Source organism: Amycolatopsis sp. NPDC114478, from assembly GCF_055633805.1.
Map to the genome: position 1 here is coordinate 279,769 of NZ_JBVKDO010000008.1, position 23,619 is coordinate 303,387.

Genomic DNA, 23,619 nt, shown 5'->3' on the forward strand with positions numbered 1-23,619 from the left:
GCACCGGCGCCCATACCAGACATCTCGGTAGGGCGGGCCCCCGGAATGTGCCGGGGGCGCTCCGGGTTCCGGCCGGGCCCCCCTACCGCGAAACTCGGGGGCGTGACCACGACAGAGATCAGCACCGGCAGCGACTTCGCCCGGCTGAGCCACCGCATCTCCGCCGCCGGCCTGATGGTGCGGCGGCCCGGCTACTACACCGCCCGGTTCACCGTCGTCGGCGGGCTGTTCGCGGCCGGCTGGGTCGCCTTCGCGCTGCTCGGGAACTCGTGGTGGCAGCTGGCCGTCGCCGCTTTCCAGGCGGTCATGTTCGCGCAGATCGCCCTGCTCTCGCACGACCTCGCGCACAAGCAGGTGTTCCGGCGCCGGCGACCCACGGAGATCGCCGGGATGCTCGCCGGCAACCTCGGCATCGGGATGAGCTACGGCTGGTGGATGGACAAGCACACCCGCCACCACGCCAACCCCAACCACGAGGAGCTCGACCCGGACGTCGATCCCGACATCCTCGTGTGGTCGAAGGACCAGGCGCGCAACGCGAGCGGCGTCGCGAAGTTCATCGGGCGGTACCAGGCTTTCCTGTTCTTCCCGCTGCTGACGCTCGAAGGCCTGAACCTGCACGTTTCGGGCATCCGCGCGGTGCGCAAGCCGGGCCTGCGCCGCCGCGGCGTCGAAGCCGCGCTGCTCGCCACGCACTTCGTCGTCTACCTCACGGCGTTGTTCACGGTGCTCTCCCCCGGCATGGCACTGCTGTTCTTCGCCGTCCACCAAGGACTCTGGGGTGTCTACATGGGATCGATCTTCGCGCCCAACCACAAGGGCATGCCGACGCTGACCGGGCGCCCCGAGCTGGACTTCCTCCGCAAGCAGGTCCTCACGTCCCGCAACGTCCGCGGCGGCGTCGTCACCGATGTCGCCCTCGGCGGCCTCAACTACCAGATCGAGCACCACCTGTTCCCGAGCATGCCGTCGCGGCACCTGCGGCTGGCGCAGCCGATCGTCCAGGGCTACTGCGCCGAGCTGGGCATCCCCTACCTGCAGACGAGCCTGGTCGAGTCCTACCGGCAGGCCCTCACCCACCTGCATGAAGCTGGGGCGCCTCTCAGGAACCGTTCGTAGACTCGGGGCATGAGGAAGACGATCGCGGCACTGCGGGACCTGCCGGCGGCGTTCGGCGCGAAAGCCACCGGCGCGCGGGCCGAGCGGGTCCGCGCGTCGCCGCAGTTCGACGGCAAGGTGTTCCGCAACGCCGCGCCGCGGCACCCGATGACCGCGGCGTCGATGCGGACCATCTTCCGCGAGATGTTCTTCGGCGAGCACCGCGAGCTGCGCAAACCCGCCGGGGCGGTACCGCTGGTCGCGTCGGCGGCGGTCGACGCGACCGACGGCCTGCACCTGACCTGGTACGGCCACGCGTCGGCGCTGATCGAGCTGGACGGCGCGCGCATCCTGCTCGACCCGGTGTGGAGCGACCGCGTGTCGCCCGCGGCGTTCGCCGGCCCCCGGCGGCTGCACGAGCCGCCGGTGCCGCTGTCCGGCCTCGGCCGGGTCGACGCGGTGGTGATCTCGCACGACCACTACGACCACCTGGACCTGGCCACCGTCCGCGAGCTGGTGGCGGCGTCGGAAGCGCCGTTCCTGGTCCCGCTCGGGGTGGGCGCGCACCTGGAACGCTGGCACGTCCCGGCGTCCCGGATCATCGAGCTGGACTGGCACGACGAGGCGACGGTCGCGGGCGTCCGGTTCGTGGCGACCCCGGCCCAGCACTTCTCCGGCCGCGGCATCACCAACGACGACACGCTGTGGACGTCGTGGGCGCTCCTCGGGCCGGCGCACCGGGTGTTCTACAGCGGTGACACGGGCTACTTCGACGGGTTCGCCGCGATCGGGGAGGCGCACGGCCCGTTCGACGCGGCCCTGATCCAGATCGGCGCGTACGCCCCGCAGTGGCCGGACATCCACATGACCCCGGAGGAAGGCGTCGCGGCGGGCATCGACGTCCGCGCGAAGCTGCTGGTCCCGGTCCATTGGGCAACGTTCCAGCTGGCGATGCACCCGTGGGGCGAGCCGGCGGACCGGGTGTGGCGCGAGGCGAAGGCGGCGGACCTGCCGCTGGCGATCCCCCGCCCGGGCGAGCGCATCGACGTGAGCGAGCCCCCGCCGGTCGACGGCTGGTGGCAGGCGCTGTGAAACTCAAGCTGGACCTCCACGACATCTACAACCGAGGCGGCGAGATCGACCGCGCGCTGCGCGCGATCATCGACGAAGCCGTCGCCAAGAAGGCACCGCTGGTCGAGATCATCCCCGGGAAGGGGTCGGGCCAGCTGAAGAAGCACGTACTGCGGTTCCTCGAGCGCAAGGACGTGAAGGCGCTCTACCACCGGGTCGAGAAGGACAAGGACAACTTCGGCCGGGTGTTCGTGCACTTCCGCTGGAAGTGAGGTCAGCCGCCCTCGTGCTGCGCCGCGAGGCACTCGCAGTCGCGGACGACCTCACGGCTGCGGATTCCGATGCCGACGATCCGGTCGGTCCGCCGGTGTAGGAGATGAGGACCCGCTCATCGTCGAAGATCCCGGCGCTGATCGCACCCACATCGAGAGCTCCTGCCGAAGGTGGTCGATCATCGACGGGTTGTCCGAATTGAGCAGGACTCGCCGAAAAAGTGCCGCCGCGCCGCGGCGTCGAGGGCGGTCGGGCTCGTCGACCGGAAGTAGGTGACGTAGATCCGCCGCCGGACGCTTTCGGTGGCCTTGCGGGTGGCCTCGAATGGTGAGCACGAACAAGAGGGCCGTGAGGATCAGCGGGCGTTCGTTACGGAAGTCGGACGCTCAGCGCATCAGGACGGATTCGTCAGAACCGGCTGTCGTGGCGGGCTTCGGCCCACGCGCGGTCCCACGCCGATGCGTGGAGGCGGCTCACCGCGAACCTGCCGATTCCGTACAAACCGGCCAGCGTGCCTGTGATCGCCACCCACAGGAGGATCGCCGCGAAGATGCCGTCGGCCGCCGACGTCGACGGCGACAGCGGCTCGTTCGTCAGCTCGCCGCGCTGGTCCAGCCACACCGATACGTGCGTGCCCGCCGGGCTGCCCGCGTCGGCCAGGACGTCGCCCGTGTGGCGGGCTCCGCGCGTGTCGAACCAGGCCGCCTGGACCGTCGTCTGGTCGGCCGGGGCGCCCGCGCCGTCGGTGCTGTACGTCTGGTTGGGCGCCGCGGCCAGGGACACCGCCGTCGCCGGGTGGCGGGTCGTGCGTTCCTGCTCGGCGCGGGCCGTCTGCGCGGCGTAGGTCTCGGAGCCGAACGCCGCCGCGAACGGCAGCGCCAGCAGAGCGCCCGCGAAGACCAGCACCAGCAGCGCGGCCTCGAGGCGGTCACCGAACCTGGTCAGCGGGTTGCGGCCGGGGTGCAACCGGCGCCGGAACCGGGCAATCCGTCCGCTGGGCCCACGCATGCGCGACACACTCCTCCCAGGAAAAGCATCAACTGGGTACCAGTGTGCCCGCGAAGGCTCGGCTTACTCTCGTGAATGGGACGCGGCCCACCTGTGAACCCCTGCACAACCACCCGATCGATTAACTCGCCGCGATCGCCGACGACAGCGCGTGAGCGATCTGCGGCCCGCAGACATCGGTGTGGCTGCGGACGAACCGGTCCGCCCGCAGGTTGTGCGGCACCCCCGGCTTCCAGTGGTAGGTGCCGCCCACCGGCACCAGCTCTCCGGCGTCGGCGATCCCCTGCGCGCCGGTGCGCCCGAGTGCGCCGAAGTGGCCGGGCGCGGCTTCGACGATCCGGGACGCGATCGCGAACGGAACGCCGACGACGTCGTCGTGCGCGGAGTGCGTGACGATGATCGACCCGGTCACGACGCCGTCGGCCACGATCCGGCGGAATGTGCCGGTGAAGGCGTGGTGCGAGAGGGTCGCCTGCAGCAGGGTCAGGGTCCTCACGGACGCGGCCGCGTTGGCCGCCGCCGTCACCAACCGGCCGCCGAAGCCGTGGCCGACGAGGTGGACCTTCGTCCCGATGAGACCGGCCAGCAGCGGCGCGAGGCCGCGGACGCCCACCGCACCCGCGCGTGCCTTCAGCTCGTAGTACGCGAGGAAGTCCAGCAAGTTCGTCGCGCCGAGGCGGTCCATCACCGTTCCGCCGGGGAGGGTGAACAGCTGCGTCGACGCGTCTTCGTGGTCGTCCGCGCCGCGGGTCGCGGCCGAAAGCAGGGCAGCGGCGAACGCCGTGCGCGCGGTCGCGCGGGCGGCCAGCGCCGGGAGGAGGTCGGCCGCGGCGTCGATGGTGAGCCGTTGTCCGGGCACCAGGTCCCGCAGCAGGTCCAGCCGCTCCGCCAAACCGCCCTCGGCGAGCTTGCGCGACGGCCACAGCACGCACGCGAACGCGAGCCGGCGGCCCGGCGGATCGCCCGAAACCGCGCGCAGCGACCCCGCCAGCGCCGAATACAGCAGCCGCGCGACGAGGTGGTCGTCGTTCCAGCCGTGGGTCAGGACGACGAGGTCGGTGACCGCCGGATCGGCCGCGAGCGCCCGGACGGCTTCACCCCGGTCGCCGACGAGCTCGCCGGTCCGGTCGAACTCCACCTCGGCGGCCGGGAAACCGGACAGCTGCACGGAAGTCCTCCTCGGGCGACGACTTCCCGGGAAGTCGCCCGCGGCCCCGCAGCCGTTACGTCAGAGCCAGTCGTCCGGCCGCGGCCAGGGCATCAGCGCCGACAGCGGGTCCCGCACCGGTTCGGTGACCGAGTACCGGCCGCGGTGGAACAGCAGCGGCCGGGCGTCCGACGGCGCGCCCAGCGCGGTCACGCGGCCGATCACGACGTAGTGGTCGCCGGCCTCGTGGACCGCTTCCAGCGCGCAGTCGATCCACGTCAGCGCGCCGTCGAGCAGCGGCGCCCCGGACGGCGCGGGCGTCCAGCCGACGCGGGCGAACTTGTCCTCGCCGCGGGCGCCGAACACCGCGCTGACCTCCTGCTGGTCCTCGGCCAGCACGTTGACCGCGAACCGGCCCGCCGCCGCGAGCACCGGCCACGTCCGCGAGGTCCGGCCCGGGCAGAACAGCACCAGCGGCGGGTCCAGCGAGAGCGCCGCGAACGACTGGCAGGCGAACCCGGCGAGGGTGTCGCCGTCGCGGCCGGTGACCACGGTGACGCCCGTGCAGAAGTGCCCGAGCACACTGCGGAACTCGGTCTGGTCGACCGCCACGGACGTCATGAGCCCGGAGGCCGCGCGCCGACCGAGAAGTCGTGGCCCCACAGGGAAACCGCGGTGCTTTCGCGGGCGATCCAGTTGTCGTCGTCGACCTGCCGGCCCTCACAGCCGAACTCGACGTCGAAGCCGCCGGGGGTCTTCATGTAGAACGACAGCATCAGGTCGTTGACGTGCCGGCCGAGGGTGGCCGACATCGGCACCTTCCGCCGGATCGCGCGGTCGAGGCACAGGCCGACGTCGTCGGTGTTCTCGACCTCGACCATCAGGTGCACGATCCCGGACGGCGTCGGCATCGGCAGGAACGCCAGGCTGTGGTGGCGGGGATTGCAGCCGAAGAACCGCAGCCACGCGGGCGGGCCGTCGGCGGGACGGCCGAGCATCTGCGGCGGCAGCCGCATCGAGTCGCGCAGCCGGAAACCGAGGACGTCCCGGTAGAATCGCAGCGACGCCTCGTCGTCCTTTGTGGACAAAACGACGTGGCCGAGGCCCTGCTCGCCGGTGACGAACTTGTGGCCGTACGGGCTCACCACCCGCCGGTGCTGCAGCGCGACGCCGTGGAACACCTCTTGGGTGTTCCCGGACGGGTCGTCGAAGCTGATCAGCTCGTCGACGCGGCGGTCGGCCAGCTCCTCCGGCGTACCCTCCTTGTACGGCACGGAGGCACTGTCCAAACGCGACCGGATCTCGGCGAGCTCGGCGGCGTTGGCCGCCTCCCAGCCGGTGACGACCAGCCGGTCCGCGGACCCGGGTGAGATGACCAGGCGCGCCGGGAAGTCGTCCATGCGCAGGTAGAGCGCGTCCGGGTTGGTGCCGCTGCCTTCGACCATGCCGAGCACCTTGAGCCCGTACTCGCGCCACGCGGCCATGTCGGTGGCTTCGACGCGGAGGTAGCCCAGTGACCGGATGCCCATCAGGAACTCCCGAGGAAGTCGAGGGCCAGCCGGTTGAACTCGTCGAACTTCTCCAGCTGGGCCCAGTGCCCGCAGCCGCCGAAGACGTGCAGCTGCGCGCGCGGAATCGTCTTCAAGGCCACCAAGGCGCCGTCCAGCGGATTGACGCGGTCCTCGCGGCCCCAGATCAGGAGCACGCGCTGGCGCAGCCGGTGGGCTTCGCGCCAGAGCATGCCTTCTTCGTAGGTTTCGGGGTGGGCGAACGACTTCCCCATCGCGCGCATCGCGGCCAGGGACTCCGGGGTGTTCGCCGCGGCGAAGCGTTCGTCGATCAGCTCGTCGGTGATCAGCGCCTGGTCGTGGACCATGATGCGCAGGAAGGCCTCCATGCGCTCGCGCGAAGGCTTGGCGCCGAAGCGACCGAGGTTCTTGACGCCTTCGGTCGGGTCGGGCGCGAAGAGGTTGACGCTCAGCCCGCCCGGGCCCATCAGCACCAGGCGCCCGGCGCGTTTGCCGTGGTTGAGCGCGAACCGCACCGCGGCTCCACCGCCCAGGGAGTTGCCGACGAAGTGCGCGCGTTCGATGCCGAGGGCGTCCATCAGGCCGGCGACGGCGTCCGCGCTGTGGCGGAAGTACTGCGGGTGCTCGGTCGGCTTGTCCGACCGGCCGAACCCGGGCTGGTCGACGGCGATCGTGCGGTAGTGCTTGGCGAACTCGGGCAGGTTGCGCCCGAAGTTGCTCCACGCCGACGCGCCGGGCCCGCCGCCGTGCAGCAGGATGACCGTCTCGGCGTGTTCCGCGCCGGCTTCGTGGTAGTGCAGGTTCAGCGACCCGGCCTGGACGTACTTGCCTTCCGGTGCGGCCATCAGTACATCGCGTTCTCGACGGGGAGCCCGAAGGCGCCGGTGCCGAACATGACGTACGCGCGCTCGGCGTCGTTGGCCGCGTGGACGCGGCCGGCGTGCGCGTCGCGCCAGAAGCGCTGGATGGGCGTGCCGCGCTGGATCGCGCGGCCGCCGGAGTTCTCGAAGAGCCGGTCGATCGCGGAGATCGCGCGTTCGGTGCCGCGCACCTGGTCGCGCCGGACGCGCAGCCGCAGGTCCGCGGGCAGCCGTTCCTCGCGCTTGGCGAGTTCGTACAGCTCGTCGATGTTGCGGGTCAGCTGCAGCCAGGCGGCGTCGATCTCGCTGGCCGCCTCGGCGATCCGCACCTTGGCGAACGGGTCCTCTTTGGACTGTTCACCGGCGTACGCCGCCCGCACGCGCTTGCGCTGGTGCTCGACGTGCGCGTCGTAGGCACCCTGGGCCATGCCGATGATCGGCGCGGTGATCGTGGACGGGTGCACCGAGCCGTACGGCAGCCGGTACAGCGGACCGGGGTTGATCGCCTGGCCCGGCACCTTGCACTTCGACGTCGCGATGAAGCTCAGCGCCCGGTGCTGCGGGATGAAGACGTCCTCGACGACGATGTCGTTCGAGCCGGTGCCGCGCAGGCCCACGGTGTCCCAGACGTCGACGATGGTGTAGTCCGCGATGGGCAGCAGGTACGTGCAGAAGTCGACCGGTTTCCCGTCCTTGAACGCGGGTCCCCCGAGCAGCACCCACGTGCAGTGGCCGGAGCCGGAGGAGAAGCTCCAGCGGCCGGACAACCGGTAGCCGCCGTCGACGACCTCCGCCTTGCCCATCGGCGCGTACGACGAGGAGATCCGGACGTCCTCGTCCTCGCCCCAGACCTCCTGCTGCGCCTGCTGGTCGAACAGCGCCACGTGCCACGGGTGGACGCCGAGGATGGAGGCGACCCAGCCGGTGGACCCGCACGCGCTCGCGATCAGCTTGACCGCGGTGTAGAAGCTCACCGGGTCGGTTTCGAGCCCGCCGAACGGCTTCGGCTGCAGCATCTTGAAGAACCCGGTCTCCTGCAGGGCCTTGACGGACTCCTCGGGCACGTTCCGCGCGTCCTCGGTGTCCTGGGCCCGTTCCCGCAGGACCGGCAGGAGGTCCCGGACCCCGGCGATCACCTGCTCGCTCATGCGTAGTTCCTCTCTCTTGCTCGCTGCGCCAAGACTAGAACACGTTCTCGTTTTTGTCGAGAACACCCTGCGCCAGGGCACTGTTGATCCCCGCCCTGCGGCCGGAAAACACGCAGTCGGCCAGCGAGAGGCCGCTCACGTAGGACCTGGAACAGATTCCCACCGCGGTGCGCCCGGCCGCGTACAGCCCGGCGATCGACTCCCCCGCGGGGTTCCGCACCGCGCCGGTGTCCTCGTCGACGACCAAGCCGCCGAGGGTCAGCATCGGCGTGGGGTACCCCAGGTTGGGCCGGACCGAGATGTCGATGAGCGAGAACGGCGGGTTCTCGAGCCGCCGCGCGAACTCGGCCGGCTTGCCCATCGGATCCTCGGCACCGTGATATGCCTCGACGCTCGCGCGCAGCCCCTGCGGGTCGACGCCGGCCTTGCGCGCCGCCTCCTCGACCGTCGCGCCGATCACCCGGCCGCGGCGCAGCAGGTAGCGCAGCTGAAGCCATTGGAACCACTGGCTTTGCTTCCGGCCGTCCCGCCGCGCCTCCGCGACGATCGGCGCGTCGACGAGCAGCCAGCCCTTGCTCTCGTGCTCTTCGATCAGCTTTTCGCCGACGGCGGCCCCGTACCGGGACTCGTCGATGACCCGCCGGCCACCCGCGTCGACGATGATCCCGCCGAGGAACGCGCTGGGCGGTGTGACGAACCGCCAGGCCGAGATCCGGCCCAGCTCGCCGGTCGCGCCCCCGGCCTCGACGCCGAGCCGGATGCCCGACCCGTCGTCGGCGGACGTGCCGAGCGCGAGCCCGCCGCGGTACTTCGGCGCGTGCTCGCGCACCATCTCGCGGTTCGCAATGAAGCCGCCCGCGGCGAGCACGACCCCGCGCCGGGCGATGATCCGCAGCTCACGGCCGTGCGCGCGCTCGAAGCGTTCGACGCGCCGGTGCAGCGACTTGCGCAGCGAAGGCACGTAGATCCCGGGTTTCGCGGCGTACCGGGCTAGCCGCTGGTGCCGGGCCCGCACCCGCGCGGGCGCGTCGCTCAGCGAGTCGGCGACGAGCCCGGTGACGCGGCCGTCCTCTTGCACCAGGCTCCGGGCGCGCGTCTGCGTCAGCACCCGGATCCCGCGTTCGCGCACGGCCTCTTTGAGGCGGATCATCAGCGTCTTCCCCGAGGTCCCGGGCCCCTTGACCCGGTGACCGCGCGGGGCGGGCTTCGCCGCGTCGCGGAACCCGCCCGCGGCCTCACTGCCGGAGTAGTACAGGTAGTGGGCGTCGCTGGGGTACGACGTCTTGTACGGGCAGAGGCTGCCTTCGAACGGCACGCCGTTGCTCTCCAGCCAGGTGATCATCTCGCGGCTGCCCTCACAGAACCGGCGGAGCGTCCGTTCCGAGACGACGTCGCCGGCCTCGAGTCGCAGGTAGGCGTACATCGCGTCGACGGAGTCGTCGACGCCCGCGTCGCGCTGCTGGGCGGTGCCGCCGCCCGCGTAGACCACGCCGCCGCTGACCGCGCTCGCGCCGCCGCCGGCGAACCGTTCGACGATGATGACCTCGGCGCCCGCGTCGGCCGCTTCGAGGGCGGCGCAGGCGCCGGCCGCCCCGAACCCCACGATGACCACGTCCGCGAAGAGCTCGTCCATGGTCGGTACCCTAGAACTGAAACACGTTCTCGTCTATGGTTGCCGAAGCGGCTCCCAACTGGATACTCATTTCATGGAACACGTTACAGGTCGCGGACCAAGTGAGGTGGCATGACGGAGCAGTTCGACGTCGTCGTGGTCGGCAGCGGCGCCGCCGGGATGACCGCCGCGCTGGCCGCGGCGAAAGCCGGCCTGAGCGTCGTCGTCCTGGAGAAGGCGGCCTGCTTCGGCGGCTCGACCGCCCGCTCCGGCGGCGGGGTCTGGCTGCCGGGCAATCACGCGCTGCGCGCCGCCGGGATCGACGAACCGCCCGAGCGGGCGCGCGAGTACCTGGCCTCGATCGTCGGCGACGTCGTCCCGGCCGTCCGGCGCGACACGTTCCTCGACCACGGCCCCGAAGTCCTGAAGTTCGTCTGCGACCACACGCCGCTGAAGTTCCGGTGGGTCCGCGACTACAGCGACTACCACCCCGAAGCCCCCGGCGGGCGGCCCGGCGGCCGGTCGGTCGAGCCGACGGCCTTCGACGGCAAGCTGCTCGGCGACGAGCTGGCCCACCTCGAACCGCCCTACAGCGCTCCCCCGCTCGGCGTGCCGATCACCCAGGCCGACTACCGCTGGCTGAGCCTCCTCGCGCGGCATCCGCGCGGCGCCGTCCGGATGCTGTCGCTGGGCGTCCAGTGGCTGGTCGGACGCCTGCGCGGGCAGCGGCTGCTGAGCATGGGGCAAGCGCTTGCGGCCGGGCTGCGGGTGGGCTTGACCAGGGCGGGTGTCGACGTGCGGCTGAACACGCCGCTGGTCGACCTGCGGGTCGAAGGCGACCGCGTCACCGGCGTCGTCACCGCGGACGGGGTCGTCGGCGCCCGGCGCGGGGTCATCCTCGCCAGCGGCGGCTTCGAGCAGAACCTCGAGATGCGCGAGAAATACCAGCGCGCGCCCATCGGCATCGACTGGACCGTCGGCGCGGCCGCCAACACCGGCGACGGCATCACCGCCGGCCTCAAGCTCGGCGCCGCCCTCGACCTGATGGACGACGCCTGGTGGGGCCCGTCGCTGCCGCTCACCGGCGGCCCGTGGTTCGCCCTGGCCGAGCGGTCGCGGCCGCGCTGCATCATGGTCGACGCGCGCGGCGAGCGGTTCGTCAACGAGTCGGCGCCCTACGTCGAGGCCGTGCACGCGATGTACGGCTCCGGCGACGGCCCGGGCGAGCACATCCCGACCTGGCTGGTGTTCGACCAGCGCTACAAGGACCGGTACATGTTCACCGGCGTCGGGCCGCGCCAGCCGCTGCCCGGGCGCTGGTTCAAGGCCGGGATCGCGGTGAAGTCGGGCTCCCTGGAAGGCCTGGCCGCGAAGATGGACGTTCCACCGGAAGGTCTCGCCGCGACGGTCGAGCGCTTCAACGGCTTCGCGCGCAACGGCGTCGACGAAGACTTCCAGCGCGGCGTCAGCAAGTACGACCACTACTACGGCGACCCGCGCAACAAGCCCAACCCCAGCCTCGGCCCGCTCGACAAAGCGCCGTACTACGCGGTGAAGATCGTGCCGGGCGACCTCGGCACCAAGGGCGGGCTGCGGACCGACGAACAAGCACGAGTCCTGCGCGAGGACGGCTCGGTCGTACCGGGCCTCTACGCCGCGGGCAACGTCAGCGCGGCCGTGATGGGCCGGACGTACGCCGGGCCGGGCGCGACCATCGGCCCGGCCATGGTGTTCGGCTACCTTGCGGCGACGCGGCTGGCGCACGAAGATCAAGGGACCACGGGAGGCGAGCGATGACGCAGGAGTCAGTACGCACGATCTACGCCGGTGAGCCGCCGACCCGGTTCGCGCGCGGCTGGCACTGCCTCGGCCTGGCCGAGCGCTTCCGCGACGGGAAACCCCACGCCATCACGGCGTTCGGCACGAAGCTCGTCGTGTTCGCCGACTCGAAGGGCGAGCTGAACGTCCTCGACGGCTACTGCCGGCACATGGGCGGGGACCTCACCCAGGGCAGCGTCAAGGGCGACGAAGTCGCGTGCCCGTTCCACGACTGGCGCTGGAACGGCAAGGGCAAGTGCGTCTCGATCCCCTACGCCAAGCGGGTTCCGCTGCGCGCGCGGACGCGGTCGTGGACGGTGTCGGAGCAGAACGGTCAGCTGATGGTCTGGCACGACCCGGAAGGCAACCCGCCGCCGGACGAGCTGGCCATCCCGCGGATCGAGGCCGCCGACAGCGCCGAGTGGAGCAACTGGACCTGGGACGAGATCTTCATCGACGGCTCGAACTGCCGGGAGATCATCGACAACGTCGTCGACATGGCCCACTTCTTCTACATCCACTACGCCTACCCGACGTACTTCAAGAACGTCTTCGAAGGCCACATCGCGACGCAGTACCTCAACACCAAGGGCCGCCCGGACATGGGCATGGCGTCGAACTACGGCGGCGAGGACAACCTGCTGCGCTCGGAGGCGTCGTACTTCGGGCCGTCCTACATGATCAACAAGCTGGTGAACTCGTTCCAGGGCTACGAGATCGAGAGCGTGCTCATCAACTGCCACTACCCCGTGACGCCGACGTCGTTCGTGCTGCAGTACGGCATGAAGGTCAAGAAGCAGCACGGGCTGACCGACGAGCACGCGGACAAGATCGCGGCGAAGCTGGCCCGCGGGATCGGCGCGGGGTTCCTGCAGGACGTCGAGATCTGGAAGCACAAGACGCAGATCGACAACCCGCTGCTGTGCGAAGAGGACGGTCCCGTCTACCAGCTTCGCCGGTGGTACCAGCAGTTCTACGTCGACGCGGCCGACGTCACCGAGGACATGACCCGGCGCTTCGAGTTCGAAGTGGACACTTCGAAGGCCAACGAGGCGTGGGCGGCCGAGGTGGCGGAGAACCTGGCCCGCCAGAAGACCGAGGCGGAAGTGTGACCACCGCCGAGCAGACCGAGTTCCTGTCGGGCGGGCTGCGGCCGCACGAGTGCCGCAGCTGCGGGACGTGCGTGCTGGTGAAGAAGAACAGCATCCAGCACACGAGCATCCAGTGGACGTCGCGGCCCGCCGAGACGTGCCCGGTGTTCGCGGACGCGGACGGCCCGTCGGCGCTGCTCGACACCTGCCCGAAGCTGGCGGACAGCATCGGCGACGCGGTGCGCGAGGGCTCGCTGGCGGTGGCCGATGGGTGAGCGGGTCTACACACTGACGGTCGCCGACGTCGTCGTCGAGACGCCGGACGCGCGGTCGGTGGTCTTCGAGATCCCGCCCGAGCACGCTTCGGCGTTCTCCTACACGGCCGGGCAGTTCTTGACGTTGAAGATCCCCAGCGACCGGACCGGTTCGGTCGCGCGGTGCTACTCGCTGTCGAGCGCGCCGCACGAGAACCGCGTGCAGGTGACGGTCAAGCGCACCGACGGCGGGTACGGGTCGAGCTGGGTGTGCTCGTCCTTGAAGCCCGGGATGCGGGTCGACGTGCTCGCGCCGGCGGGCGTGTTCTGCCCGAAGTCGGTGGACGAGGACTTCCTGCTCTTCGCGGGCGGCAGCGGCATCACGCCGGTGATGGCGATCCTCAAGACGGCGCTGGAAACCGGGTCCGGCCGGGTCGTGCTGGTCTACGCGAACCGCGACGAGAACTCGGTGATCTTCGCGGGCGAGCTGGCGTCGCTGGCCAAGCGGTACGGCGACCGCCTGGTCGTCGTGCACTGGCTGGAGAGCGTCCAGGGGCTGCCGGACGTCGCGCAGCTGCGCGGGCTGGCTTCGGCGTACACGTCTCATGAGGCTTTCCTGTGCGGCCCGGCGCCGTTCATGGCCGCCGTGCGCGAGGCGCTCGGGCAGCTCGGCGTGCCGCGCGACCGGGTGCACGTCGAGAAGTTCACGTCGCTGACCGGGAACCCGTTCGAAGCCGTCGCCGAGGAGCCCGTTCCGGAGTCCGATTCGGCTCCGGCGGGACTGACCGTGACTCTCGACGGCGAGACGCGGTCGATGGCGTGGCCGCGGCAGCGGAAGCTGCTGGACCACCTGCTGGACGCGGGTCTCGACGCGCCGTACTCGTGCCGCGAGGGACAATGCAGTGCGTGCGCGTGCCGGATCGTGTCGGGTGAGGTGAAGATGCTGCACAACGAGGTCCTGGACGCCGAGGACATCGCGGACGGCATCGTGCTGGCCTGCCAGTCGCTGCCGGTCACCGACGACGTCTCGATCAGCTACGAATAGGAGCTCCCGCGTGCCCATCGATCCCGCGGTCGCGATCGGCGCCGAGATCGGCGAGGTGAACTTCGCCTGGACGTCGTCGGACGTGCTGCTCTACCACCTCGCGCTGGGGGCCGGCCCGGACGAGCTGCGCTACACCTACGAGCAGGACCTGGTGGTGCTGCCGACGTTCGCGACGGTCGCGGCGAACCTGCGTGTCTTCGACCCGCCGGCGGTGTCGTTCCCCGGTGTCGAGATCGACCTGGCGAAGGTGCTGCACGGCAAGCAGGAGATCACCCTGCACCGGCCGATCCCGACGTCGGGCAAGGCGGTGGCCCGCTCGCGGATCGCGGACGTGTACGACAAGGGCAAGGCCGCGGTGGTGATCCAGGAGGTGGCGGTCACGTCGTCGTCGGGCGATCCACTGTGGACGGCCCGGTCGAGCATCTTCGCCCGCGGCGAGGGCGGGTTCGGCAGCTCGCGGGGTCCGTCGGACCGCATCGAGTGGCCCACGGCCGAGCCGGACTTCGTGTTCGAGACGCCGACGCTGCCGCAGCAGGCGCTGCTGTACCGGCTGTGCGGCGACCGGAACCCGTTGCACGCCGACCCGGCGTTCGCCCGGGCGGCCGGGTTCGACCGGCCGATCCTGCACGGGCTGTGCACGTACGGGGTCGTGGCGCGGGTGCTGGTCAACGAGCTCCTGGACGGCGACCCGGCGCGGGTGGCGTCGTTCTCGACGAAGTTCGCCGGCGTGGTGTTCCCGGGCGAGACGCTCCGGACGCGGGTGTGGCGCTCGGCCGATCGGCTGCTGGTGACGACGACGGCTCCTGCGCGCGACGACGCGCCGGTGCTGGCGGACACGGTGCTGGTGCCCACTTCGTGAGACCGTCCCGGCCGTCGCCCGCTACCGTGGAGGGGTGACTTCCGAATACTTCGTGGTGCGGGGAACGGTCGAGCACGGCGACGAGCGAGGCCGTGAGCTGGGCTTTCCCACGGCGAACATCGCCCTGCGCGACCAAGCCGGCTCGATCGGCGACGGCGTGTGGGCGGGCTGGGTCCGCCGCGAGGACGGGACGCACCTCCCGGCGGCGATCTCGGTCGGCCGCCGCCCGACGTACTACGGAGCGGACGGCTACCGGCTGCTGGAGGCCCACATACTGGACTTCAAGGGCGACTTGTACGACGAGACGCTCGTGGTGTGGCTGGGGTCGCACCTGCGGGAGCAGCAGAAGTACTCGTCGGCGGAGGACTTGATCACGGCTCTGAAGGCCGACATCGCGGCGGCAACCCAGTGGACGGCCGACCACCCGGCGGCTTCCCTCCCGGCGGCGGGTGAGAGCCCGCTGGGCGAGGTCCGGCGGGTCGAAGGCTGAGCGCGCGGCCGGTCAGAGAGCCGCGGCCAGCAGCAGGTAGCCCATCCCGGCCCCCATCGCCGCCCGGCACACCGCGCGCGAAGCCTGCCCGGCCCGCACCGGCGCGGCACCGGCGGCACTGGTCACAACTCCCACACTGGCCACCTCTCCGGGCGCGGTCCCCGCCGCGCCGCGGAGCACCCCCACCCCCGACCAAGCCGCGTCCACCACGAAATACCCCGCCGCCACCACCGCGACCACCGGCAACGCCAGCCGGGAGTCCATTGTGGACATCGTCAGCCACGGGCCGTGGTCCATCCCGCCGTGGGGCATCGCCGTCACCATGTAGAACATCGCCGCCGCGGACAGCGCGTGGTGGGCGCACCCCCGGCCCCCTCGCCACCACGCCGCCGCGAACCAGCCCGCCGTCAACGCCAGCACCGCCTGCCAGCCCGCCGCCGGGATCGGGCCGCCCACCGGGGACAGCATCGCCACCATCGCGACCACCAGCAGCAGCTCCGCCAGGTCGCCGTGGCGGACCGCCGCGCCCAGCCTCGTGTAGTCGAGGCGGACCAGCCGCAGCACGCACGGCAACGCCAGCGCCGCGAAGGCCGCCGTCAGCGCCCAGCCCATCGTCAACCGGCGAACCGTGCGCCGGGAATCCGCAAGTCACACATCTCGGGCCTCACTCTGCGTCGCGGGCTGGTCAGTCCACCGTGACACCCCGACCGGGCGCGCACCAGCCGTCAATGAGGTGAAGCCCGTTGACCCACAAGAGCGACGGCCGGCTACGCCCCGCTCGTCAAGACCAGCCCGCTCGTCGGCACCCCGGTACCGGCCGTGACCAGCACCCGCGCCGCGCCGGCGACCTGGTTGGCCGCCGTGCCGCGCAGCTGCCGGACGCCCTCGGCGATGCCGTTCATGCCGTGGATGTAGGCCTCGCCGAGCTGCCCGCCGTGCGGGTTGAGCGGCAACGCGCCGTCGAGCTCCAGCGTGCCGCCGGCGATGAAGTCCTTCGCCTCGCCGCGCCCGCAGAAACCCAGCTCCTCCAGCTGCATCAACACGTACGGCGTGAAGTGGTCGTACAGCACCGCGACGTCCACATCGGACGGCCCGAGGCCCGACTGCCCCCACAGCTGCCGCCCGACGACGCCCATCTCCGGCAGCGCGGCCAGGTCGTCGCGGTAGTAGCTGGTCATCACGTACTGGTCCGGCCCGCTCCCCTGCGCCGCCGCGGCGATCACCGCCGGCGGCCGAGCGAGGTCCCGCGCCCGGGCGGCACTCGTCACGACCAGCGCCACCCCGCCGTCGCTCTCCTGGCAGCAGTCGAGCAGGTGCAGCGGCTCGGCCACCCAGCGCGACGCCTGGTGCTCGTCGAGGGTGATCGGCCGTTCGTGGAACCACGCGTTCGGGTTGGTCGCCGCGTGCTTGCGGTCGATCACCGCGATGCGGCCGAAGTCCTCGCTCGTCGCGCCGTAGTCGTGCAGGTACCGCTGGGCGACCATGGCGACGGTGGCCGCCGGGGTCGCGATGCCCATCGGGTAGTGGAACGCGTTGTCCACCCCGGACGAGTTCACCTGCCCGGCCGCGGCCGAGGACACCTGCCCGAACCGCATCCCCGAGCGTTCGTTGAAGGCCCGGTAGGCGACGACGACGTCCGCGACGCCGGTCGCCACCGCCATCGCGGCCTGCTGCACCGTGGCCGCCGCCGCGCCGCCGCCGTAGTGGATGCGGCTGAAGAACTTCAGTTCGGGAATACCGAGTTCCCGCGCCACCGCGATCTCCGCGTTGCCGTCCATGGTGAACGACACCAGTCCGTCCACATCGGACGGCGTCAGCCCCGCGTCCGCCAGTGCGTGCGAGATGCATTCGGCCGCCAGCCGCAGTTCGCTGCGCCCGGAGTCCTTCGAGAACTCCGTCGCGCCGATCCCCACGATGGCCGCCTGACCCGAGAGCGTCACGGCAGCGTCACCTCCACGGTCCCGGCGACGTGCTCGCCGAGACTGTCCACTCCGGATACCGAGACGACGACGTCACGCCCCGAAGCCGACACCACGCGGCCGGTGAACGTCAGCGTGTCGTAGGCGTAGCAGGGCACGCCGAGCCGGATCTTGATCGACCGGATCAGCGCCTCCGGCCCGGCCCAGTCCGACACGAACCGCTGCACCAGGCCGGTGTCGGTGAGGATGTTGAGGAAGATGTCCTTCGAGCCGCGCGCCACCGCGGCGTCGCGGTCGTGGTGCACGTCCTGGAAGTCGCGGGTCGCCAGCGCCGTGCTGACGACGAACGTCGGCGTCGCCTCGATCGTCAGCGGCGGTAGCTCAGTCCCTTCGGTGACGGTCATCGGGCCACCTTCCACGCGGGCAGCGTCAGGTCGTCGTCGACGCGGACGAACGCCGCCACAACCGGCAGTCCGATGTGGACCTCCTCCGGCGCCGCGTCCAGCAGCTCGGCCATCACCCGGACCCCTTCTTCCAGCTCCACCAGGGCCACGACGAACGGCAGCTCCTTGCCCGGCACGGGCGGGTGGTGGTGCACGACGTACGAGAACACGGTCCCGCGGCCGCTCGCGACGACGTAGTCCGGCTTCGCGTCGAGCGCGCCGTCCGGCGGCATCGGCCCCGGCGGGTGCCGCAGCGTCTCGCCCCAGCGCTGGATGCGCAGTTCGCCCTGGCGAAGGCCTTCCCAGAAGAACTCGGTGTCCTTGCTGATCACCGGCCGCAGCACCGGCGCGGACGGCGGCTTCGGCGCCGGCGGGCGGAACTTCAGCACCCGGAACATCATCTCCGCGACGGCTTCCTCGCCGACGTACCAGGTCATCCGCGTGGTGACGAACCAGCCCTCGCCGAGCGCGGTCCTCTTCGGACCGACGACGTTCTCCAGCCGGGTCCGCGCCTCGACCTGCTCGCCCGGCCGCAGGTAGCGGTGGTACGTCTGCTCCGAGTTCGTCGCGACGACGGAGGTGAACCCGGCGTCGTCGAGGAGTTCCATCATCAGACCGAGCGGATCGTCGCTCCCCCGCGGGACGTTGAGCCCGCCCATGGTCCACACCTGCGCCATCGCCGGCGGCGCGACCAGTCCCTTGTGGACGCTCCGCGCGGCGAACTCCGCATCGGTGTAGACGGGGTTGGTGTCCCCGATCGCCTCGACCCAGTTGTTCACCATGGCCTGGTTGACGGGATCGCGCGCGAGCCGTGGCGCGCACTCCCCGCGGGCGGCGATCTCCCCGGCGGTCGTCAAGATGTCGGTCATCGCGGCACCCTCGGCAGGCCCAGGCCGATCGAGGCGATCAGCTCCCGTTGGATTTCGCTGACCCCGCCGCCGAACGTCAGCACGATGTTGCGCTTGGCGGAGACGTCCAGCCACTCCGCCAGCTCGGCGGTGTCCGGATCGGCCGGATCACCGTGGCGGGCGACCAGTTCTTCGAGGTTCCGGCCGATCCGCTGGATGACCTCGGAGCTGAACACCTTGGTCGCCGACGCGTCCGCGACGGCCACCGGCGCGCTCGCCGAGGACACCGCGACCTGCCAGTTCAGCAGCTCGTTGACCCGCGTCACCGCCAGGGCGTCGGCCAGCACGGCCCGGACGTCGGCGAGGTCGAGCAGGCCGTGGGCGGTGGCCCAGGCGCGCACGCGGTCGTACAGGCCGCCGATCCGCCCGGCCGGGCCGAGCATGACGCGCTCGTGGTTGAGCTGCGTCGTGATCAGCCGCCAGCCCTCGTTCTCCTTGCCCACCAAGCGGTTCACCGGCACGCGGACGTCCGAATAGTACGTCGCGTTGACGTGGTGTGCGCCGTCGCACGTGATGATCGGCGTCCACGAGTAGCCGGGGTCGCTCGTGTCCATGATGAGGATCGAGATGCCCTTGTGCCGCGGCGCGTCGGGCGCGGTCCGGACGGCGAGCCAGATGTAGTCGGCGTCGTGGCCGCCGGTGGTGAAGATCTTCTGGCCGTTGACGACGTATTCGTCGCCGTCGCGCACCGCGGTCGTCCGCAGCGCCGCGAGGTCTGTGCCCGCCTCCGGCTCGGTGTAGCCGATCGCGAAGTGGATCTCGCCCGCGAGGATCTTCGGGAGGAAGAACGCCTTCTGCTCGTCGGTGCCGAACTGCTGCAGCGTCGGCCCGACCGTCTGCAGGGTCACCGACGGCAGCTGGACGTCGGCGCGCACGGCCTCGTCGACGAACAGGTGCTGTTCGATCTCGCCGAAGCCCTGCCCGCCGTATTCGACCGGCCAGCCGACGCCGAGCCGCCCGTCGCGCCCCATCCGGCGGACGATCTCGCGGAACACCGGCCCGTGCCGCTCGCGCCGCATCGCCTGCCGTTCTTCGGGGCTGATCAGCCCGGCGAAGTACGCGCGCAGTTCGGCGCGCAGTTCTTTCTGCGCCGCGGTCAGTTCGACGTGCATCCGCTCACCCCGCCACTCGTTCGCCGAGCCTGCCGAGCCGGTGCGCGGCGCCGCCGAGCGCCCGGCCGAGATCCTTGACCTGCGACGAATACCGGTGCAGTGGATAGGTTTCGTCGACGCCGACGCCGCCGTGCAGGTGGTGGCAGGTGGCCAGCGCCACCGGCGCCTGGGTCGCGAACCAGTACGCGGCGACGTCGAGTTCGGCGTCCGCGTCGAGGCCGGACGCCAGCCGCCACACCGCGGACGTCACGGCCAGGTGGACGGTCCGGGCGGCCACGTAGACGTCGGCGATCTGGCCCGCCACCGCCTGGAAGGTCGCCAGCGGCCGGCCGAACTGGGTGCGTTCGCCCACGTGCTTGACGGTCAGGGCCAGCGCGCCGGCCAAGAGCCCGTCCCCGACCGCGAGCGCGCCCGCGAGCGCGAACCGGTGCAGCGCCGCGACGGCGCCGCGGTCGAACAGCAGGTCGGTCTCCTCGACGGCGACGTCGTCCAGGCGCACGGTGCACTCCGGCGTCCCCGCCGAGGTGGGCGTCGGGACGAGCGTGACGCCGTCGGCGTGCGGGTCGACGAGGTAGACGGCGGTGCCGTGCGGGGTCGACACGGGCGTGAGGATCCGGCCGGCTTCGGCGGCGTACGGGACGGCGGTCTTGACGCCGTTGAGCAGCCACTTCCCGTCGGCCGCCCGCGCGGTCGTGGCGGGTTCGCCGGCGAGCGGGGCGGACGGCTCGTTCAGCGCCGCGGTGAGCAGCGCCTCCCCCGCGGCGACCGGCGGGAGGAGCTCCGCGCGCTGCGCCGGGGTGCCGAGCGTCTCGATCGGCAGGACGCCCAGGGCGAGCGTGGCGTAGGCGGGCACCGGCGCGGCGGCGCGGCCGACCTCCGTGAGGACCTGCGCGACCTCGGCGACGCCCAGGCCGTCGCCTTCGAGGTCGGGCGGGAGCGCGAGGGCCAGCAGGCCCGAAGACGCCAGGGCACGCCACGGATCGTCCTCGGTGCCCAGGACTTTGGCGGCGAGGGCGGCGATCTCCGTCTGCGTATCGTCAAGGGTGAAGTCCACGCCCGTCCCTCCGGGTTCGGCGCAATACTGAAACCTGTTCTAGTCTTAACCGGAAAAGGTCGGTACGGCAACCCCCGGCGGAGGACCTGGATGGCGGTGACCGAACGCGGCGGCGCGCGCCGCCGGCTGATCACCGTGCCGCCGACCGCCGGCGTGCCCGACCCGGTCCCCCTCGACCTGCCCGGGCGCGGCCGGACCGTCGTCACCGACGTCGGCCCGCGGGACGCGCCCGCGCTCGTGCTGCTGCATTCGGTGGCCTGCACGGGCCTGCTGACCTGGTACCCCGCCCTCGACCGGCTGGCGCGCGACCACCGCGTCGTCGTGTTCGACCAGCGCTGGCACGGCCGCGGCATCCGGTCGCCGGAGTTCCGGCTCGCCGACTGCGCCGAGGACGTCACCGCCGTCGCGGACGCGCTCGGCATCGGCCGGTTCGCGCTCGCCGGGTACTCGATGGGCGGGATGGTGGCCCAGCTGGTCGCCCGCGCGGAACCAGAACGTGTTACCGGACTGGTCCTCTGCTCGACCGCGAGCAACTTCCGCCGCGGGCTGCGCCAGCGCGTCGCGCTCGACGTGTTCGGCCGGACGCTGCGGCAGCTGCGCGAGCGCGTGAGGCTCCCGGTGGCGCCCGGGGCACCGCCGCGGCGCGTCGAGGACTACCGATGGGGGCTGCGCGAGTTCCGGTCGACCACGCCGTGGGGGATCGCGGTCGCCGTCGACGAGATCGGCCGGTTCGACTCGACGCCGTGGCTCCCGACGCTGCGCCTGCCCGCGGCGGTCGTCGTGACCACGAAGGACCGGTTCATCTCCCCCGACCACCAGCGGTCGCTGGGCCGCCGGATCCCGGGCGCGGCGACGTACGAGGTCGCGGCCGGGCACGCCGCCTGCGTCCTGGCCGCCGACCGCTGGGTGCCCGCGCTGCTCGCCGCCGTCCACTCCCTGTGAGGAAGGAACATCGATGGGACGCTTCAGCCTGCCCGACGAGAAACCCGGCGGCCTCGACTCGCCCGTGACGGCGAAGGTCATGAAGTACGGCGCGAAAGCCCAGGTCGCGGTCTTCCGGCTGACCGGCGGGCGCGTCGGCAGCACGTGGCGGATCGGCGCGGGGTTCCGCAAGCCGGTGCCGACGCTGCTGCTGGAGCACCGCGGGCGCAAGTCCGGCCGGCTGTTCACCACGCCGCTGCTGTACCTGCGCTCCGGCGAGGACGTCGTCATCGTCGGCTCGCAGGGTGGGCTGCCGAAGCACCCGCAGTGGTACCGCAACCTGCTGGCGCACCCCGAGACCCGCATCCACCTCAAGGGACGGCGGAACGTCGACGTCACGGCGCACGTGGCCGGTCCGGACGAACGCGCGGACCTGTGGCCGCGGCTGGTCGAGCTCTACGCCGACTTCGCGAAGTACCAGGCGTGGACCGACCGCGAGATCCCGGTCGTGGTGCTCAGCCCGCGGCCTTGAGCAGCTCGGCCAGCGCCTCCGGGAGCGCGTCGGCCAGCGGCCAGAGGTCCTTGACGAGCTCCCGCGCGCCGAGCAGGCCGACGTGCACCTTGCCGGCGTTGGACAGCACCGTGACGTTCAGTCCGGCGCCGTGGAAGACCGGGCCAAGCGGGTAGAAGCCGGTGATCCGCGCGCCGAGCAGGTAGAGCGGCATCGGCGGGCCGGGCACGTTGGAGACGACCAGGTTGTGCACCACCGGATGCTTTTCGGCCAGGCGCAGCGCCGAGTACGCGCGCACGGCGAGGCCGAACATCGTGGCCGCGGAGAACTGCGCCCAGTCCTGCAGCATGTCGGCGTCGATGTCGTAGTGGTGGTCCTTGGACAGCCGGTTGGCCTCGGCGAGGAAGAACACGCGCGCGGCCGGGTCGTCGAGGTGCGTCGGCAGCGAGGCGAAGAACGCGGACACCTTGTTGCTGCCGTGGTCGCGTTCGGTCCGGTCGTGCACCGAGACCGGGACGGTCGCCACCAGCGGGTCTTCCGGCAGTTCGCCGCGCGCTTCGAGGAAGTTCCGCAGCGCGCCGGCGACGAGCGCGAGCACGACGTCGTTCACCGTGACGCCGAAGGCGTTCTTGACCGCCTTGACGTCGTCGAGGTCGAGCTGGGCGAAGGCGACGCTGCGGTGGCCGGTGATCGTGCCGTTCAGCGACGTCCGCGGCGCGGTGAACGGGACCGGCATCCCCTTGCCGCGCAAGGCTTTGCCGAGCCACCGCGGGACGAGCCCGAGCAGGTCGGGCAGCAGCCGGGCGACCTCGGCGGGGCGTCGGGCGATGCTCTCGACGCCGGTGCGCAGCAGCTGCGCCGGCGACGGCAGCGCGGGGTTGCGGGGCGCCTCGACCTCCGGCATCGGCGCGTCCGGCTCGAGCCCGGCCAGGTAGGTGATCAGGCTGGCGCCGCTCACGCCGTCGACGCTCGCGTGGTGCATCTTCAGCAGCACCGCCAGCTGACCGTCGGCCAGGCCTTCGATGACGTAGAGCTGCCAGAGCGGGTACGCGCGGTCGAGCTGCTGGCCGGCGATGTGCGCGCAGAGCTCGGCCAGCTCGGCGCGGTCGCCCGGGGCCGGGACGCCGATGCGGTGCACGTGGTGGTCGAGGTCGAAGTCCTCGTCCTCGATCCACACGGGATGCCCGATGTTCCAGACCGGATTGTGCAGTTTGCGGCGGAACGCCGGGATCACCCGGACCCGCCGGTCGAGCTCGTCCTTGAGCTTGGCGAAGCTGTAGCCGCCGGGGACAGTCGAGCCGTCGAGGACGAGCAGCCCGCAGACGTGCAGGACCTGGGACGACGTCTCGAGGTAGAGGAAGCTCGCGTCGAGGCCGCTCAGTCTCTGCATGGCGATCAGGGTAAGCCACTTCCCGCGAGCGGCGCGTCACCCTACTCGCCGGTATCAT

Annotated in this window: 25 protein-coding genes; 11 read left to right on the forward strand and 14 right to left on the reverse strand. The window is 71.5% G+C overall.

Annotation, left to right across the window (positions count from 1 at the left end; all coding sequences use genetic code 11):
* Positions 1-102: 102 nt before the first annotated feature.
* Genes ACZ7OH_RS24130 through ACZ7OH_RS24140 form a run of 3 tightly spaced genes read left to right on the forward strand, consistent with a single transcriptional unit; the run spans position 103 to position 2,441 of the window.
* The gene (locus tag ACZ7OH_RS24130) at positions 103-1,119 is read left to right on the forward strand and encodes a fatty acid desaturase family protein (protein WP_400889551.1); all 1,017 of its coding nucleotides are present in this window, start codon (positions 103-105) and stop codon (positions 1,117-1,119) included.
* A gap of 9 nt (positions 1,120-1,128) precedes the next feature.
* Positions 1,129-2,190: an MBL fold metallo-hydrolase gene (locus ACZ7OH_RS24135; protein WP_470282810.1), complete on the forward strand. Its 1,062-nt coding sequence runs from the start codon at positions 1,129-1,131 to the stop codon at positions 2,188-2,190.
* Positions 2,187-2,441 carry a Smr/MutS family protein gene (locus ACZ7OH_RS24140; RefSeq protein ID WP_003092780.1) on the forward strand — a complete coding sequence of 85 codons (255 nt, stop codon included), beginning with the start codon at positions 2,187-2,189 and terminating at the stop codon, positions 2,439-2,441. Before ACZ7OH_RS24135 ends, ACZ7OH_RS24140 begins: the two co-directional genes overlap by 4 nt.
* 409 nt (positions 2,442-2,850) lie before the next feature.
* On the opposite strand, the gene ACZ7OH_RS24145 is transcribed toward ACZ7OH_RS24140, so the two are convergent.
* The 7 genes from ACZ7OH_RS24145 to ACZ7OH_RS24175 all read right to left on the reverse strand — a co-directional run bounded on the left by ACZ7OH_RS24145 (position 2,851) and on the right by ACZ7OH_RS24175 (position 9,767).
* Positions 2,851-3,450, reverse strand: a complete 600-nt coding sequence (locus tag ACZ7OH_RS24145) for an Rv1733c family protein (protein WP_470282811.1) — start codon at positions 3,448-3,450, stop codon at positions 2,851-2,853.
* Positions 3,451-3,571: 121 nt separating this feature from the next.
* A complete protein-coding gene (locus ACZ7OH_RS24150; RefSeq protein ID WP_470282812.1) occupies positions 3,572-4,618 on the reverse strand; it encodes a hypothetical protein in 1,047 nt (348 codons plus the stop codon).
* 60 nt (positions 4,619-4,678) lie between these two features.
* Positions 4,679-5,218: a 3-hydroxy-9,10-secoandrosta-1,3,5(10)-triene-9,17-dione monooxygenase reductase subunit gene (hsaB, locus tag ACZ7OH_RS24155; RefSeq protein ID WP_470282813.1), complete on the reverse strand. Its 540-nt coding sequence runs from the start codon at positions 5,216-5,218 to the stop codon at positions 4,679-4,681.
* Positions 5,215-6,126: an iron-dependent extradiol dioxygenase HsaC gene (hsaC, locus tag ACZ7OH_RS24160; protein WP_470282814.1), complete on the reverse strand. Its 912-nt coding sequence runs from the start codon at positions 6,124-6,126 to the stop codon at positions 5,215-5,217. Before hsaC ends, hsaB begins: the two co-directional genes overlap by 4 nt.
* Positions 6,126-6,971 carry a 4,5:9,10-diseco-3-hydroxy-5,9,17-trioxoandrosta-1(10),2-diene-4-oate hydrolase gene (hsaD, locus tag ACZ7OH_RS24165; protein WP_470282815.1) on the reverse strand — a complete coding sequence of 282 codons (846 nt, stop codon included), beginning with the start codon at positions 6,969-6,971 and terminating at the stop codon, positions 6,126-6,128. Before hsaD ends, hsaC begins: the two co-directional genes overlap by 1 nt.
* Positions 6,971-8,134 carry a 3-hydroxy-9,10-secoandrosta-1,3,5(10)-triene-9,17-dione monooxygenase oxygenase subunit gene (gene hsaA / locus ACZ7OH_RS24170; RefSeq protein ID WP_470282816.1) on the reverse strand — a complete coding sequence of 388 codons (1,164 nt, stop codon included), beginning with the start codon at positions 8,132-8,134 and terminating at the stop codon, positions 6,971-6,973. Before hsaA ends, hsaD begins: the two co-directional genes overlap by 1 nt.
* Before the next feature lie 34 nt (positions 8,135-8,168).
* On the reverse strand, positions 8,169-9,767 hold the full coding sequence (locus tag ACZ7OH_RS24175; protein WP_470282817.1) for an FAD-binding protein: 1,599 nt from the start codon (positions 9,765-9,767) through the stop codon (positions 8,169-8,171).
* A 111-nt stretch (positions 9,768-9,878) separates the two neighbouring features.
* Here ACZ7OH_RS24175 and kstD point away from each other — a divergent pair, with 111 nt between their 5' ends.
* The 6 genes from kstD to ACZ7OH_RS24205 are packed head-to-tail and all read left to right on the forward strand — an operon-like array spanning position 9,879 to position 15,303.
* On the forward strand, positions 9,879-11,543 hold the full coding sequence (kstD, locus tag ACZ7OH_RS24180) for a 3-oxosteroid 1-dehydrogenase (protein ID WP_470282818.1): 1,665 nt from the start codon (positions 9,879-9,881) through the stop codon (positions 11,541-11,543).
* Entirely contained in the window at positions 11,540-12,676 is a 1,137-nt protein-coding gene (locus tag ACZ7OH_RS24185) for a Rieske 2Fe-2S domain-containing protein (protein ID WP_470282819.1), read from the forward strand. Before kstD ends, ACZ7OH_RS24185 begins: the two co-directional genes overlap by 4 nt.
* On the forward strand, positions 12,673-12,930 hold the full coding sequence (locus tag ACZ7OH_RS24190; protein WP_086674992.1) for a hypothetical protein: 258 nt from the start codon (positions 12,673-12,675) through the stop codon (positions 12,928-12,930). Before ACZ7OH_RS24185 ends, ACZ7OH_RS24190 begins: the two co-directional genes overlap by 4 nt.
* Positions 12,923-13,954, forward strand: a complete 1,032-nt coding sequence (locus ACZ7OH_RS24195) for a 2Fe-2S iron-sulfur cluster-binding protein (RefSeq protein WP_470282820.1) — start codon at positions 12,923-12,925, stop codon at positions 13,952-13,954. Before ACZ7OH_RS24190 ends, ACZ7OH_RS24195 begins: the two co-directional genes overlap by 8 nt.
* Positions 13,955-13,964: 10 nt before the next feature.
* Positions 13,965-14,813, forward strand: coding sequence for a MaoC/PaaZ C-terminal domain-containing protein (locus ACZ7OH_RS24200; RefSeq protein ID WP_470282821.1), 849 nt, complete (start codon positions 13,965-13,967; stop codon positions 14,811-14,813).
* A gap of 34 nt (positions 14,814-14,847) precedes the next feature.
* The gene (locus ACZ7OH_RS24205; RefSeq protein WP_470282822.1) at positions 14,848-15,303 is read left to right on the forward strand and encodes a riboflavin kinase; all 456 of its coding nucleotides are present in this window, start codon (positions 14,848-14,850) and stop codon (positions 15,301-15,303) included.
* Between the two features lie 12 nt (positions 15,304-15,315).
* Here ACZ7OH_RS24205 and ACZ7OH_RS24210 read toward each other — a convergent pair whose 3' ends face one another.
* The 6 genes from ACZ7OH_RS24210 to ACZ7OH_RS24235 form a co-directional block, all read right to left on the reverse strand.
* Complete coding sequence (locus ACZ7OH_RS24210; RefSeq protein ID WP_470282891.1) at positions 15,316-15,915, reverse strand: DUF5134 domain-containing protein; 600 nt, start codon at positions 15,913-15,915, stop codon at positions 15,316-15,318.
* A 155-nt stretch (positions 15,916-16,070) separates the two neighbouring features.
* Positions 16,071-17,243: a lipid-transfer protein gene (locus ACZ7OH_RS24215; protein WP_470282823.1), complete on the reverse strand. Its 1,173-nt coding sequence runs from the start codon at positions 17,241-17,243 to the stop codon at positions 16,071-16,073.
* Positions 17,240-17,626 (reverse strand): MaoC family dehydratase, encoded by a 387-nt coding sequence (locus tag ACZ7OH_RS24220; protein WP_364445983.1) that lies wholly within the window; start codon positions 17,624-17,626, stop codon positions 17,240-17,242. The genes ACZ7OH_RS24215 and ACZ7OH_RS24220 overlap by 4 nt, the downstream gene beginning before the upstream one ends.
* Positions 17,623-18,534: a bifunctional MaoC family dehydratase N-terminal/OB-fold nucleic acid binding domain-containing protein gene (locus ACZ7OH_RS24225; protein WP_470282824.1), complete on the reverse strand. Its 912-nt coding sequence runs from the start codon at positions 18,532-18,534 to the stop codon at positions 17,623-17,625. Before ACZ7OH_RS24225 ends, ACZ7OH_RS24220 begins: the two co-directional genes overlap by 4 nt.
* Positions 18,531-19,685: an acyl-CoA dehydrogenase family protein gene (locus ACZ7OH_RS24230; RefSeq protein WP_470282825.1), complete on the reverse strand. Its 1,155-nt coding sequence runs from the start codon at positions 19,683-19,685 to the stop codon at positions 18,531-18,533. The genes ACZ7OH_RS24225 and ACZ7OH_RS24230 overlap by 4 nt, the downstream gene beginning before the upstream one ends.
* 4 nt (positions 19,686-19,689) lie before the next feature.
* A complete protein-coding gene (locus ACZ7OH_RS24235) occupies positions 19,690-20,739 on the reverse strand; it encodes an acyl-CoA dehydrogenase family protein (protein ID WP_470282826.1) in 1,050 nt (349 codons plus the stop codon).
* A gap of 90 nt (positions 20,740-20,829) precedes the next feature.
* On the opposite strand from ACZ7OH_RS24235, the gene ACZ7OH_RS24240 reads away from it, so the two are divergent.
* Both ACZ7OH_RS24240 and ACZ7OH_RS24245 read left to right on the forward strand, forming a co-directional pair.
* Positions 20,830-21,681, forward strand: a complete 852-nt coding sequence (locus ACZ7OH_RS24240) for an alpha/beta fold hydrolase (protein WP_470282827.1) — start codon at positions 20,830-20,832, stop codon at positions 21,679-21,681.
* A gap of 13 nt (positions 21,682-21,694) precedes the next feature.
* On the forward strand, positions 21,695-22,192 hold the full coding sequence (locus ACZ7OH_RS24245) for a nitroreductase family deazaflavin-dependent oxidoreductase (protein ID WP_470282828.1): 498 nt from the start codon (positions 21,695-21,697) through the stop codon (positions 22,190-22,192).
* Here the strand turns inward: ACZ7OH_RS24245 and ACZ7OH_RS24250 are convergent.
* Positions 22,176-23,561, reverse strand: coding sequence for a WS/DGAT/MGAT family O-acyltransferase (locus ACZ7OH_RS24250; RefSeq protein WP_470282829.1), 1,386 nt, complete (start codon positions 23,559-23,561; stop codon positions 22,176-22,178). The genes ACZ7OH_RS24245 and ACZ7OH_RS24250 overlap by 17 nt on opposite strands.
* Between the last annotated feature and the right edge of the window lie 58 nt (positions 23,562-23,619).

Bases quoted from the DNA above. Each gene is read 5' to 3' on its own strand.
- ACZ7OH_RS24135 (WP_470282810.1), top strand. From the start codon at position 1,129: ATGAGGAAGACGATCGCGGCACTGCGGGACCTGCCGGCGGCGTTCGGC.
- ACZ7OH_RS24145 (WP_470282811.1), bottom strand. From the start codon at position 3,450: ATGCGTGGGCCCAGCGGACGGATTGCCCGGTTCCGGCGCCGGTTGCAC.
- hsaB (WP_470282813.1), bottom strand. From the start codon at position 5,218: ATGACGTCCGTGGCGGTCGACCAGACCGAGTTCCGCAGTGTGCTCGGG.
- hsaC (WP_470282814.1), bottom strand. From the start codon at position 6,126: ATGGGCATCCGGTCACTGGGCTACCTCCGCGTCGAAGCCACCGACATG.
- hsaD (WP_470282815.1), bottom strand. From the start codon at position 6,971: ATGGCCGCACCGGAAGGCAAGTACGTCCAGGCCGGGTCGCTGAACCTG.
- hsaA (WP_470282816.1), bottom strand. From the start codon at position 8,134: ATGAGCGAGCAGGTGATCGCCGGGGTCCGGGACCTCCTGCCGGTCCTG.
- ACZ7OH_RS24175 (WP_470282817.1), bottom strand. From the start codon at position 9,767: ATGGACGAGCTCTTCGCGGACGTGGTCATCGTGGGGTTCGGGGCGGCC.
- kstD (WP_470282818.1), top strand. From the start codon at position 9,879: ATGACGGAGCAGTTCGACGTCGTCGTGGTCGGCAGCGGCGCCGCCGGG.
- ACZ7OH_RS24185 (WP_470282819.1), top strand. From the start codon at position 11,540: ATGACGCAGGAGTCAGTACGCACGATCTACGCCGGTGAGCCGCCGACC.
- ACZ7OH_RS24195 (WP_470282820.1), top strand. From the start codon at position 12,923: ATGGGTGAGCGGGTCTACACACTGACGGTCGCCGACGTCGTCGTCGAG.
- ACZ7OH_RS24210 (WP_470282891.1), bottom strand. From the start codon at position 15,915: ATGGGCTGGGCGCTGACGGCGGCCTTCGCGGCGCTGGCGTTGCCGTGC.
- ACZ7OH_RS24220 (WP_364445983.1), bottom strand. From the start codon at position 17,626: ATGACCGTCACCGAAGGGACTGAGCTACCGCCGCTGACGATCGAGGCG.
- ACZ7OH_RS24225 (WP_470282824.1), bottom strand. From the start codon at position 18,534: ATGACCGACATCTTGACGACCGCCGGGGAGATCGCCGCCCGCGGGGAG.
- ACZ7OH_RS24230 (WP_470282825.1), bottom strand. From the start codon at position 19,685: ATGCACGTCGAACTGACCGCGGCGCAGAAAGAACTGCGCGCCGAACTG.
- ACZ7OH_RS24240 (WP_470282827.1), top strand. From the start codon at position 20,830: ATGGCGGTGACCGAACGCGGCGGCGCGCGCCGCCGGCTGATCACCGTG.
- ACZ7OH_RS24245 (WP_470282828.1), top strand. From the start codon at position 21,695: ATGGGACGCTTCAGCCTGCCCGACGAGAAACCCGGCGGCCTCGACTCG.
- ACZ7OH_RS24250 (WP_470282829.1), bottom strand. From the start codon at position 23,561: ATGCAGAGACTGAGCGGCCTCGACGCGAGCTTCCTCTACCTCGAGACG.